Origin of the sequence: Sphingobacterium lumbrici, assembly GCF_006476045.1 — a bacterium.
Taxonomy (GTDB): Bacteria; Bacteroidota; Bacteroidia; order Sphingobacteriales; family Sphingobacteriaceae; genus Sphingobacterium; species Sphingobacterium lumbrici.
Map to the genome: position 1 here is coordinate 16584 of NZ_SRZY01000028.1, position 12868 is coordinate 29451.

Annotated in this window: 8 protein-coding genes, 1 tRNA gene and 1 pseudogene; 6 read left to right on the forward strand and 4 right to left on the reverse strand. The window is 40.5% G+C overall.

Annotated elements, in window-relative coordinates; translation table 11 throughout:
* The first annotated feature begins 89 nt into the window (after positions 1-89).
* The 3 genes and pseudogenes from E4F24_RS09735 to E4F24_RS14020 all read left to right on the forward strand — a co-directional run.
* Positions 90-1355, forward strand: a complete 1266-nt coding sequence (locus tag E4F24_RS09735) for a Gfo/Idh/MocA family oxidoreductase (protein ID WP_140938514.1) — start codon at positions 90-92, stop codon at positions 1353-1355.
* 14 nt (positions 1356-1369) lie between these two features.
* Positions 1370-4231, forward strand: coding sequence for a DUF1080 domain-containing protein (locus tag E4F24_RS09740; protein WP_235891195.1), 2862 nt, complete (start codon positions 1370-1372; stop codon positions 4229-4231).
* Positions 4232-4264: 33 nt separating this feature from the next.
* Positions 4265-4762: pseudogene (locus E4F24_RS14020) on the forward strand (3-keto-disaccharide hydrolase); the annotation flags it as partial.
* A gap of 58 nt (positions 4763-4820) precedes the next feature.
* Here the strand turns inward: E4F24_RS14020 and E4F24_RS09745 are convergent.
* Both E4F24_RS09745 and E4F24_RS09750 read right to left on the reverse strand, forming a co-directional pair.
* Complete coding sequence (locus E4F24_RS09745; protein ID WP_140938515.1) at positions 4821-5777, reverse strand: ribose-phosphate pyrophosphokinase; 957 nt, start codon at positions 5775-5777, stop codon at positions 4821-4823.
* Positions 5778-5990: 213 nt separating this feature from the next.
* Positions 5991-6061 (reverse strand) — tRNA-Gln (locus tag E4F24_RS09750).
* Positions 6062-6318: 257 nt separating this feature from the next.
* Between E4F24_RS09750 and E4F24_RS09755 the strand changes: the two genes are divergently transcribed.
* The 3 genes from E4F24_RS09755 (at position 6319) to E4F24_RS09765 (ending at position 11059) form a co-directional block, all read left to right on the forward strand.
* Positions 6319-9342 (forward strand): glycosyltransferase family 117 protein, encoded by a 3024-nt coding sequence (locus tag E4F24_RS09755; protein WP_140938516.1) that lies wholly within the window; start codon positions 6319-6321, stop codon positions 9340-9342.
* Positions 9343-9544: 202 nt separating this feature from the next.
* On the forward strand, positions 9545-10090 hold the full coding sequence (gene pyrR, locus E4F24_RS09760) for a bifunctional pyr operon transcriptional regulator/uracil phosphoribosyltransferase PyrR (RefSeq protein ID WP_140938517.1): 546 nt from the start codon (positions 9545-9547) through the stop codon (positions 10088-10090).
* Between the two features lie 30 nt (positions 10091-10120).
* Positions 10121-11059, forward strand: a complete 939-nt coding sequence (locus E4F24_RS09765; protein WP_140938518.1) for an aspartate carbamoyltransferase catalytic subunit — start codon at positions 10121-10123, stop codon at positions 11057-11059.
* Between the two features lie 86 nt (positions 11060-11145).
* Here the strand turns inward: E4F24_RS09765 and E4F24_RS09770 are convergent, their stop codons facing one another.
* Positions 11146-11694 (reverse strand): SRPBCC family protein, encoded by a 549-nt coding sequence (locus E4F24_RS09770; RefSeq protein WP_140938519.1) that lies wholly within the window; start codon positions 11692-11694, stop codon positions 11146-11148.
* Between the two features lie 5 nt (positions 11695-11699).
* The gene (locus E4F24_RS09775) at positions 11700-12866 is read right to left on the reverse strand and encodes a TlpA family protein disulfide reductase (RefSeq protein ID WP_140938520.1); all 1167 of its coding nucleotides are present in this window, start codon (positions 12864-12866) and stop codon (positions 11700-11702) included.
* Positions 12867-12868 lie beyond the last annotated feature (2 nt).

Sequence of the window (12868 nt, forward strand, 5' to 3'; positions counted from 1 at the left end):
TGAAGCACGCTTGTACTTAAATGTAGGGACACAGATGAATAATACCTTATGAAGATAAACACATGATCAGTAAAAATAATAATATAGATATGAAAGAAAAAAATACTTCAAGACGTGATTTTATCAAGAAATCGCTGATTGGAGCTGCAGCATTTACTATTGTGCCGCGCTTTGTATTAGGTAGAGGTTATTTGGCGCCCAGCGATCACTTGACTAAAGGAATCATCGGAGTAGGAGCAATGGGGAGAGGGCATTTTAATTATGCCGGAACGAAAACGGTTGCGATCTGTGATGTAGATACACGGCATTTAGCAATTGCCCAAAAGGCACTTGGAGGTGGAGTCAAAGAGTCTCGGGATTTTAGGGAATTAATTCAAAATCCGGAAGTTGACATTGTTCATATTGCTACTCCTCCGCATTGGCACGGACTGATGGCGGTAGAAGCAGCGCGTTCAGGAAAGGATATTTGGTGTGAAAAGCCAATGACCAGAACAATAGGTGAAGGTAAGAAGGTAAAAGAAGCTATAGCGCAGCACGGGAATATTTTCAGATTGAACACCTGGTTCAGATTTGACTCCAATTTTTATGGTATGAATGTTCCGGTCAAAAAAATCAAAAAAGTAGTAGATACGGGTATGCTGGGATGGCCATTGAAAGTAACGATTAGTAAGCACACGGGTTTTGATTGGAAATTTTATTGGGTTGGAAAAGAGAATCTTCCTGTTGAACAGGTGCCTAATGAGCTGGATTATGAAATGTGGTTAGGACCTGCGCCTTATAAGCCGTATAGCACACATCGTGTTCATACGACATTTAGGGGATATTGGGATTATGATGGAGGTGGATTAGGAGATATGGGGCAACATTATTTGGATCCGGTTCAGTATTTTTTAGGAAAGGATAACGAAAGTCCGGTTAAAATTGAGGTAGATGCGCCACAACAGCATTCCGACGCGGTAGGAACCTGGCGCAAGATTGTCTATACCTATGCTGATGGATGTCAGATTATATTGGATGGGGCAGGAACAGAAGAAGGTAAAGCATATATAGAGGGGCCTGATGGTAAGTTGTTTAGAGGTTTTGTTTCGGATATTCCAGACCTGGAGCGTAAGCTGTCTCAATATCCTGACCCCGCTCCACAAATGACAGACTTTGTAGAAGCGGTACGCACCCGCCAAAAATTTGCACTGAACGAAGAGAACGGCTATTATTCCTGTACGTTGGTTAATTTGGGACTGGCTGCTTTACGCTTAAACCGTACGTTGCATTTTGATTCACACAAGCAGGAGTTTGTGAATGATGAAGCTGCTAATCGATTGATTCATCAACCTATGCGTGGTCCTTGGACTATTTAATCTAACTATTTGATATGAAGAAAGTATTTAATACCCTATCCGTTTTATTATTATTTCAAGTAGCAGCTTATGCGCAGCAACCGGCAGGCCGAAGCTCCGATACAAAGATTGCCGATGTGTTAGCACAACAACCGGCAGAAGAACAGGCTAAATTCATGATGGCAATGAAGGAGCTGGAAAACTTTTCGGCCGAAGATATTGCCAACTTATTGACAGGACTTAAACCTCAGGGTGGAAATAATGCAGCGATAGAATATGCCTCCAATTCATACGCATTTTATGTTATGCAGGCCGGATTTGAAAACAAGAGAACCGTTTACGTAAATGGTCTGCTTTTGGCTTTAGACAGAATTGAAGATAAAGACAATAAGGGCTTTGTGCTGGAGCTGTTAAAACAATGTGCTAAAAACGAGGCAATCCAACAGGTGTCTGCCTACTTAACTGATGACTATTTGGCCGAAAAGGCGGCTCGCGTGTTGAATGGAATCCGTACACAGGAAGCTGCTTCTGCACTGAATACGGCTTTAAATGTAGCCAAATCCGAAAAAGCTACTGTAGCGATCATAGCGGCATTGGGAGATCTAAAAGATGAAAATTCCGAAGCGCGGATTCTTGAACTCACTAAGCAATTTGAATCTCCGAATTTTCAACGTAATGCGCTTACTGCATTAAGCAAAATTGGAGGAGTTGCGAGTTATGATACCTTTCTAAATAATGCCCGTGCGGTTAACTATGGATTTGATAAGTCCAATGTCTCGGGATTAACGCTAGATTATGCCCATACATTGGCTACGAAGGATCCGGTGCTGGCAGGGAAGTTGGCTTCAGTACTTTATCAAGAGGCAACGAAAGCACAGGTCGCAACGATAAGGGTTGGCGCATTGGCATTATTGACCAGCATTAACCCGACGAAGCAAAAGAAAGAATTATTGAAATTGGCATCTGCAGACGATGCTGTTGTCCGTAATGTTGCACTCGATTTGCTATCGCAAAATACGTCAGCATCGGATTTGGTGAAATTAGCCTCCTCTTTGAAGAAGCTGAATGCGGATGCACAAGAAAGCGTGTTGAATTTCTTAGGTACAAAAGAAGTTGGGCAGGCTATTCCGGTTATTGAGAAAAATCTAACTGTTTTAAAAGATTCGGAAGCTAAAATTGCAGCATACAATACTTTGTCGATTCTTTCCAAAGGTGAAAATGCGACGTTTTTAATAAAGCAGATTTCCGCTGCTAACGAAGCGGAATTGAAATCGTTAAAAACGCTGTTATTGACAGCGAAAGGTAGCCGTACTATGGATGATGTAAACGGTGCTTTGACATCAAGTGATACCAAGACACAATTGGCGCTATTGGATGTTTTGAAGCAACGCGCTAATTCCAATTCGTCAGGTGCTGTGTTTGCACTTACAAAAAGTGTCGATGAAGCTGTTCGGTTAGCCGCTTTCAACGCGTTGCCAAATGTTGTGAATGATGCAGATTTTGATGCCATCATCACTTTATTGGGCGAGGCTTCTGACAAGGAGGTCAATCCTGTTCAGCAGGCAGCCATACTTGCATTACGGAACAATACGGATAAAGAAGCTAAAATTAAACGTTTGTCAGCTAATATCTCCCGTTCGGCCGCACCTTCAGCCGCAAAATATTTCCCTGTTTTTGGTGGGGTGGGTGGCAATGAAGCCTTGGAATCTGTCAAAAACTACCTTAATGAAGGTAACGTTAATAAAGCTCAGGCCATTTCTGCACTGGCGAATTGGACTACTCCGGAATCTTTAGATGCACTTACGTCACTGCTGCGCACAGAAAAGGATCCGGCAAACTTTAATGAGGTGTTTAAGGGGTTTGTAAAACAATTAAATGCGAGTGCCCTTCCGGCAGATCAAAAAACGTTGTTGTTGAGAGATGCCTTTGAATTGGCACAGACTCCGGAGCAAAAGAAGAACGCATTATCTGCTCTTCAATCTACAGGGACATATCAAGCATTGATTTTTGCGGGTAGATATCTGTCTGACCCCATTTTAAAAGATGCTGCCACGAATGTGGTGATGAATATTGCGATGGATAATCGAGACTTTGTAGGAAATGATGTGCGTTCTTTGTTGACTACTGCAAAGGATAATTTGTCTGGCAGTGAGAGTTCTTATCTGCGGGAGGCGATTGTACGTCATTTAGCCGAAATGCCACAGCAGGAGGGATATGTGTCCATTTTTAATGGGAGAGATCTCTCCGGATGGAAAGGATTGGTCGAAAACCCGATCAAAAGAGCACAGATGTCTGCACAGGAGTTAGCTCAGAAACAGGCTGACGCAGATAAAAAAATGAGGGAAAGCTGGTCCGTTATCAATGGGGATTTGGTTTTTAATGGTCATGGTGATAATATTGCGACAGCAAAGCAATATGCTGATTTCGAGATGTTGGTGGACTGGAAATTGGATAAAAATGGTAAAGAGCCGGATGCGGGTATTTATTTGAGAGGTACACCTCAGGTTCAGATCTGGGACATTTCACGTACAAACGTAGGAGCAGAAGTGGGATCGGGCGGTCTGTACAATAATAAATCCAATTCAAAGCCACTTAAAGTTGCGGATAATCCATTGGGAGAATGGAATACATTTAAGATCCGGATGATTGGTGAGCAGGTGTGGGTATGGTTGAACGGAGAGCTGGTGGTTGATAACGTAGCGTTGGAAAATTATTGGGACCGTAATCAATCGATTTTTCCAAAAGAGCAGATTGAGTTGCAAGCACATGGTTCTCAGGTATGGTATAGGGATGTGTTTGTAAAGGAAATACCTCGTAAGGAAATCTATTCGCTAAGCGATCAGGAGCGTAACGAAGGATTTGATATGTTGTTTGACGGTGCTAACCTTAATAAATGAACGGTCTCAACTGCGTATGAAGTAACGGAAGAGGGATATATACGTTCTAATCCTGATGCCAAATCTGGAAAAAATATATATACAAAAGAGGAATATGCTGACTTCGTGTATCGCTTCGAATTTAAGTTAACTCATGGAGCTAATAATGGGGTAGGAATTCGTGCTCCATTGGAGGGAGATGCTGCATATCAGGGCATGGAAATTCAGATATTGGATGACGATGCCGATGTGTACAAAAAGCTGGCACCTTATCAATACCACGGCTCGGTATATGGCGTGATCGCTGCAAAACGGGGCGCGCTGAAACCGCTGGGTGAGTGGAATGAAGAAGAGATTAGTGTGAAAGGGGATAAGATCAAGATAACCTTGAATGGTGTGGTGATCGTGGATGGAGATTTAAGCGACGCTTCTAAAAATGGTACATTGGATAACAAGGATCACCCTGGACTGAAACGTACTTCAGGTCATATCGGCTTTCTAGGTCATGGTACGGAAGTATTCTTAAGAAATATCCGGGTAAAACGGATATAAAGTAGTATCATAGTAAAAGGGGCGATCTTTTTTTAAGATCGCCCCTTTTTGTTAGATGTTAGTCAACCCGAAATAAATCTGAGATAGAACTATGTTCATTTATATTTTTAATAGCGCTGGCAAATAAATCCGCAGTGGATAGTAATTTGATTTTGCTGCATTGTTTTGATTTTTCAGGATCCAATTGAATGGTATCCGTTACGATCATTTCTGTCAACACGGAGTTTTCGATCGTCTCGTATGCTTTTCCGGATAATACAGCATGTGTACATACTGCTCTTACCGAGTTGGCTCCGTTTTCTATGATTAAAGCAGCCGCTTTTGATAAAGTGCCTGCTGTGTCACAGATGTCATCGATTAATACAACGTCTTGCCCCGTTACATCACCGATGATTGACATAGACTCAATTTCATTGGCGCGTTTACGGCGTTTATCACAGATAATTACCTCTGCATTAAAGAATTTGGCAAAGGTACGTGCGCGGTATGAGCCACCCATATCCGGAGATGCAATTGTCAGATTCGGTAATTTAAGTGACTTAATATAAGGTACGAAAATAATTGAGCCGTCTAAGTGATCTACAGGAATATCGAAGAAGCCTTGAATTTGAGCAGCATGAAGATCCATCGTCATAATGCGGTGTGCACCGGCTGCAGTGATGAGGTTAGCCATTAATTTGGCGCCAATCGCTACGCGGGGCTTGTCTTTACGATCTTGGCGGGCGAAGCCAAAATAAGGGACTACAACAGTAATGTAATGTGCAGATGCCCTTTTTGCAGCATCGATCATCAAAAGTAGTTCGAAAAGATTGTCTGTAGGCTGATTTGTTGATTGAATCAAGAATACATCGCTACCACGAACTGATTCATTGTAATGCGGTTGAATTTCGCCGTCACTGAATTTGGAGAGCGTCTTATCGCCGAGCGGTTTTCCGTAGGATTTTGAAATTTTTTCTGCTAATTCCAAAGTGCCCGAACCAGCGAATAGTTTAACCGTGTTAAATTGCAAAGGCATGCTGTGTCTATTTTATGTATGAGATTTTATAAAAGAAATTATATTCACCATCAAGTCATTTAAATAGAATATCAGTATAGGTTTGACTATCTGGTATCTCTAAATGTTTTGCAAATTTATAGAAATGAAATTGAAATATAAAAAAAAGATGAATGGGGATGAAATTGTCTGAAAATAAAAAAGAGAACTACTTGCGTAATCCTCTTTTTTATGTTGCCCGACCTGGATTCGAACCAAGACAAACAGTACCAAAAACTGTCGTACTACCCTTATACTATCGGGCAAGCAACTGTCAACCCGTGTTTGATTGTTTTGACGATGCAAATATACACCCGTTTTTTATTTCTCCAAAACTTTTTTGGTTATTTTTTGGATAGGGGCTGATTCTCAATAAAATATTTTTATTTCTATCGTCAGGATGGATTTAAAAGGGATAGGAATGTGTGGCTTTTGTGTTAAAATATTTCAATATTGTTCTTTTCTTAGGATGTAATCCTTATTTTCGGGGCGGGATTATTTAAGAATAACCGAAATATTATATATGAACTACAACAAAATAAACAATCTACTTGGTTGGTTATGTGCCATTATCGCGACTTTAACGTATGTTATTACAGCAGAAAGAACTACCAGTTGGTGGGACTGTGGTGAATTTATCGCCTCGGCTTACAAGATGCAGATCGTACACCAGCCCGGTGCGCCTCTTTTCTTAATGGTCGAAAACTTGTTTTCAAATTTTGCTATGGGAGACCGGACGCGGATTGCGTTTTGGATGAATATAGGCTCTGCCGTTTCCAGCGGCTTAACGATTATGTTCCTTTTCTGGACGATTACAGCTCTTGCCCGAAAGGTTTTTGCAGGGAAGGCATCGCTCGCTGAAAGGCTTTCGGATACCGTCGTTGTCCAAATTATGGGAGCCGGACTGGTTGGTGCATTGGCGTATGCTTTTTCCGATACCTTTTGGTATTCTGCTGTGGAAGCTGAAGTATATGCGATGTCATCTTTATGTACGGCAGTCGTATTTTGGGCTATTTTAAAATGGGAAGTACGCGCCGATGAACCCGGAGCAGACAGGTGGCTGATCCTTATTGCTTACGTAATGGGCTTATCCATTGGTGTCCATCTGTTGAATTTGCTCGTAATACCTGCTATCGCCTTGGTGATCTATTTTAGAAGATCCAAAAACGTAACCATAAGCGGAGCGATAAAAGCGCTATTGATCGGAGTGGTGGTGTTGGCATTGATTCTTTGGGGAGTTATTCAATATCTGATCAAGTTTGCGGCATTTACCGATCTGTTCTTTGTGAATACACTTGGACTGGGATTTGGAACGGGAGTCACTTTCTTTGCACTCTTAGTAGCAGGAGGCTTGGTATATGGTATATGGTATTCGATCAAAAAGATCAAACCTGTACTTAATATTGCATTGATTTCATTGGGCTTCATTATTTTGGGGTACAGTTCATTTGCGATGATCCTTATTCGTGCAAAAGCAAATCCGACATTAAACAATAGTGACCCGGATAATGTTTTTACTTTTTTAAGCTACCTTAACCGTGAACAATATGGTGACGAACCTTTGTTTAAAGGACGGTTTTTCGATGCTAGACCAATAGATCTGGTGGAATCAGGTAAAGTGTATCGCAAGGATAAAGATAAATATGTCGTTGCCAAAAAGAAAACAGGATATAAATACGATAAAGAGACTGTTTTTCCGAGAATCTATAGTGAAAAGGGAGGACATCCTAGTTTTTACCGCGAATACTTGGGTTTGGGAGAAAATCAATCTCCAACTTTTTCCGACAATTTAAAATTCTTCTTTGGGTACCAAATCGGACACATGTATGGACGGTATTTTATGTGGAATTTCGTAGGTCGGCAAAATGATATTCAGGGACACGGTTCCTTGACGGAAGGTAACTGGATTAGCGGTATTAAGCCTATTGATAATATGCTAGTAGGCGGGCAAAGTGTTTTACCGACTTCTGAAAAGGAAAATCCGACTCGAAATACTTATTTCTTTTTGCCATTGCTCATTGGTTTATTCGGTGCTTTCTGGCATTTTGGGAAGAATCAGCGTGATGCAGGTGTAGTCGGGTTATTGTTTTTCTTTACCGGCTTAGCGATTGTACTGTATCTAAATCAAACACCACTGCAACCCCGTGAACGAGACTATGCCTATGCCGGATCATTCTATGCCTTCTCGATCTGGATCGGGTTAGGGGTATTGGCTATTGCAGACGCATTAAGTAAGAAAATAAATGCCAAGACAGCAGCATATACTGCGATAGGAATAGGAGTGCTTGCTGCTCCGGTATTAATGGCTTCACAGAATTGGGGTGACCATAATCGTTCGGAAAAGTTCCTTGCTCGCGATATGGCCCGCAACTACCTGGAGTCATGTGCACCTAATGCAATTTTGTTTAGCTATGGCGACAATGATACCTATCCATTATGGTACGTACAAGAAGTAGAAGGCTTCCGTACGGATGTGCGTGTAGTTAACCTAAGCTTACTGAGTTCGGACTGGTATATGCGTCAGATGATGCAAAAAGTAAATGATGCAGATGCGTTACCCATCCATATTGACCCTGAAAAGGTGAAAGACGGAGTACGTGATGTAATCTACTACCAGGATATGAAGATTCAGGGATATATTGATGTGCAGGATCTGTTGAATGTGATGCTTTCTGACAATCAGAAGAATAAAGCGCCGTTGCAAAGCGGTGAATATGTAAACTTACTGCCTACAAAAAATATGCAGCTTGTAGTAGATCGAAATGCGGTGATTTCCAATAAGGTTGTTCCTCAGGAATGGGAAGAATCGATTGTCGATACCTTGCAATGGAATTATTCTATGAATTATGTGAGTCGTGCCGAACTTTCTATCATGGCAATTTTGGTAAATAACAATTGGAAGAGACCAATCTATTTTACATCAACTACACCGGAGGAAAATTACATAGGGTTAGATCGATTTTTGGTGTCTGAGGGGTTTGCATTGCGTTTAATGCCGATTAATACTGGTTTGAAACAAGGTGATCCAAGCTCGATCGTAAACACGGATGTGGTATACGATCATATTGTTAATAAATACCAATGGGGCAATCTGGCAAATTCTGCCTTCCTGGATCCGGATTCTTATCGTTATATCAGTTTGTATGTAAGTTCGATATTTGGAGAAACAGCACAGAGTTTAATTGCACAGAATAGAACAGAAGAAGCACGTAACGTGGTCTTGAAGGCGTATGAAAGTATGCCGAAGAAAACTTACCAGATGTCTGAAGCGATGAGTTATACGCCATTGGTTGATGCGATGTATAAAGTGGGTGAATCTGCTAAAGCGAAGGAAATAGTCGCCCGCAATCTGAAATACATTGGTGAGAATTTGAAATATTATATGAACATCTCGGAAACCAAAAATAATTTTGAATACCGTAATATCCGTTTTGGATTGGCGGCTATACAACGTTACCAACAGGTTTTGGAAACTAGTGGGGATAAGGAAATGAAAGCGGAAGTTGATAAGCTTTTCAAGGAATATACCTATTTATTCCAACAATAGTAAAATTAAAAAAGGCAGCTTATTCTACTAAGCTGCCTTTTTTATGTCGAAAGATATCCTTTCCGTGATTCTATTTTTCGATAAAAAGTGTATTTTTGTTTAAATATTCCCAGATGAAATATCCATATAGCACAAGCTGTACAAATATGAATAATATGGTTAGGATATTCCTTATGGGCATTAAAAGTTAGGTTATTCCAATATGAAACAATCTATTTTATTAGACGGTCCTAAGTTTCAGATTACAATCAAACGACTATGTCAGCAATTGATTGAAAATCATGGTGATTTTAGTAATGCAGCTTTAATTGGTATACAACCGCGAGGTACATACTTAGCACGACGCTTGGCTAAAGAATTGAAAGAGATGACCGGGAAAGATGTTAGTACAGGCATTTTGGATATTACATTCTATAGGGATGATTTCCGAATGAAAGGTAGCTCTCCCTTGCTGGCTAATAGTACACAGATTGACTTTATTGTCGAAGGTAAGGATGTGATTTTTGTGGATGATGTATTATGGACAGGACGGACTATTCGCTCTGCGATGGATGCGGTGCAAGCGTTTGGTCGTTCCGGAAAAATTGAACTTCTCGTATTGGTTGATCGACGTTTTTCACGCCAGATTCCCATTCAGCCCGACTATATCGGTATTCAAGTCGATTCTATTGACTCTCAAAAAGTGATTGTCAGCTGGGAAGAGGTGGATCAAGAGGATAGCATAGTACTCATTACGGAGAAGAAATAAAGCTTTAAACAGATAAATTTTTCTGATACGATGTCAACAACAACAGAACAGTTAAGTACACGCCATTTATTGGGTATCAAAGACCTAACTGAAAAAGATATTCAGCTTATTTTGGATACAGCCGAAAATTTTAAAGATGTCTTAAATCGTCCGATTAAAAAAGTACCATCTTTAAGAGATATTACCATCGCGAATGTTTTTTTTGAAAATTCAACCCGTACGCGATTGTCCTTTGAATTAGCGGAAAAAAGACTTTCTGCAGATACCATAAATTTTGCAGCTTCATCCTCATCTGTGAGTAAAGGAGAAACGCTGATCGATACGGTTAATAACATTTTAGCGATGAAAGTCGATATGATTGTTATGCGTCATCCCTATGCCGGGGCAGGTGTATTTCTGAGCAGACATGTAGATGCACAAATTGTAAACGCCGGTGATGGTGCACACGAACACCCTACGCAGGCCTTGTTGGATTCTTTTTCAATTCGTGAACGTTATGGCGATGTTGCCGGACGAAAGGTGGCTATTATTGGTGATATTTTGCATTCCAGAGTAGCACTGTCGAATATACTCTGTCTTCAAAAGCAAGGAGCAGAGGTGATGGTCTGCGGGCCAACGACCTTGATCCCTAAATACATTACCTCTTTAGGAGTGAAAGTAGAGCATGATTTGATGAAAGCATTGAACTGGTGCGATGTGGCAAATATGCTCCGCATACAGTTAGAGCGTCAGGATATTGCCTATTTTCCATCGCTTCGTGAATATTCTATGCTTTATGGATTGAACAAGGAAATATTAGATTCGCTAAATAAGGAGATCACCATCATGCACCCGGGTCCTATTAATAGAGGTGTGGAGATTACATCGGATGTTGCCGATAGCAAACACGCTATTATCTTAGATCAGGTAGAAAATGGTGTAGCCGTACGTATGGCCGTTTTGTATCTTCTAGCCGGTAAGAGAGGGTAGAAGTACCTTCATGTCTGTCGGAAAGTATAGAAACAAAAAAGGTGTTCAATTTGCATTGAACACCTCTTCTGAATCGTTAGCATACACTATTGCATGCTAACTGCCCGAATTATCTTCGGCTTAGCTTGAAGGTAGTTTTGAAATCCTTTTTCGTATTCTCCAATTTCAATTTTCAATACTTCTAGATATTTTTTCTTTGCTTCCCGATCTCCTTCCATAATTATTTTCCAGTTGATCTCTGTCAGCTGATCTTCTTTTTCCTTGGTAAAGATGGCTATCTGCACCGACTTTATACCCTGAGGCAAGGAGCTGTCATTGATTTTGAATACCAGAAAGCGATGTTGTTCTTCCAATTGGGATAGTAGCTCTTCACGTTTTGTCCCGTCTTTGAAAGTGGTTTCGCGAAGAATAGGCATTACATTATCCTTATTCACTATAGATTGTGTATACTCATTAGATAATTTAGATACTAAGCTATGGTCTTTCAGTAAACTCCAGACTGAATCTCGAGCGATTGGTAATTCCACACTGTGGCTTATATCCCATCCCACAGAGGCAGCTGCTGCCATCTGTGCCTGACTTTTGTCTGGCATAAGCAAGACAAATAAACAGGTCATCATTAAAATACGCTTCATTCCTGTTATTTATTTAAAAGCTTCGCAATTTCTTTCTCCAGATTATCTCCTCTTAAATTCTTCGCTACAATAATGCCATTTTCGTCCAATAAATAATTCATCGGGATGGCTGTAATATTATAGTACTGTGCAGCCTCATTTTTCCACCCTTTCAAATCAGAAACCTGTCCCCAAGGCATTTTATCATCTTTTACTGCTTTGATCCATCTGTCTTTATTGTCGTCTAATGAGATGGCAAATACATCAAATCCTTTGCTCTTGTACTGATCATATACCTTTAAGATATGTGGATTTTCCGCACGGCAAGGGCCGCACCATGATGCCCAAAAATCTACCAAGACATATTTCTTACCTTTTAGGTAATCGTATAGATTAATGTTTTTGCCATTCGGATCTGCTTGTGTAATATTGATAAATTTAGCACCATCTTCGGTTTTCTTTGCAGCAGCTAGCGCTTTGTCAATATTTTCTTTTACTTCTTTCGCCTCTTTCAACCAAGGGTATTTGGCAATCAAAGGGTTGACATATTCTAAAATAAACTCCTGCTCTCTACGTGGGCTCACATAACCTAAAGCATAAACAACCTGCGGATCATTTTTGAATGTTTTTACATACCATTTAGCACGGGTAGCCATATTGTCGTACTGTTCCATCATCATATCTGTCAATGATTTAGTCATGGCTGTGTCCTTACTCTGCATCGCCATATATTGTCTTTTGCCGATAGCGATCGTGTTTTGATAGTTTTGGTATGTCTCCCAGTTCAGCATATTGATCAACTGGTTATCCTTACCCTCGGATTCAATAAAGATATACGGAGGATTCTTAATCTTTACCTTAGCAGTGTCCTCTCCACGGAAATCGATTTTCAAATCATCATTCCCTGCCCAAAATGTGATTCTATCCCATCCAAATACGTCCATAGAATACATACGGGGTGTTTTTGCAGGAACTTTGATCTCATAAGTACTATCTTCTTTTAATTGAATAGTTTGATAAACCTCCGCATCTTTCATCGCTTTATCTTTAAGGACAAAAGGATATTTCTCTTGAAATTCCTTGGCCGGAGGAAAACTAACTTTTCCTTTTACCGTGATATAATCACGTGTCTGTGCAAATACCCCGGTAACCATCATTAGTCCCGAAACTACACCTAAAATTACTCTCTTCATCT

What these genes read in the sequence shown, in the direction of transcription:
- E4F24_RS09770 (WP_140938519.1), bottom strand. Translation starts at nt 11,694, where the DNA reads ATGAAGCGTATTTTAATGATGACCTGTTTATTTGTCTTGCTTATGCCA.
- E4F24_RS09775 (WP_140938520.1), bottom strand. Translation starts at nt 12,866, where the DNA reads ATGAAGAGAGTAATTTTAGGTGTAGTTTCGGGACTAATGATGGTTACC.
- E4F24_RS09755 (WP_140938516.1), top strand. Translation starts at nt 6,319, where the DNA reads ATGAACTACAACAAAATAAACAATCTACTTGGTTGGTTATGTGCCATT.
- E4F24_RS09745 (WP_140938515.1), bottom strand. Translation starts at nt 5,777, where the DNA reads ATGCCTTTGCAATTTAACACGGTTAAACTATTCGCTGGTTCGGGCACT.
- E4F24_RS09740 (WP_235891195.1), top strand. Translation starts at nt 1,370, where the DNA reads ATGAAGAAAGTATTTAATACCCTATCCGTTTTATTATTATTTCAAGTA.
- E4F24_RS09765 (WP_140938518.1), top strand. Translation starts at nt 10,121, where the DNA reads ATGTCAACAACAACAGAACAGTTAAGTACACGCCATTTATTGGGTATC.
- E4F24_RS09735 (WP_140938514.1), top strand. Translation starts at nt 90, where the DNA reads ATGAAAGAAAAAAATACTTCAAGACGTGATTTTATCAAGAAATCGCTG.
- pyrR (WP_140938517.1), top strand. Translation starts at nt 9,545, where the DNA reads ATGAAACAATCTATTTTATTAGACGGTCCTAAGTTTCAGATTACAATC.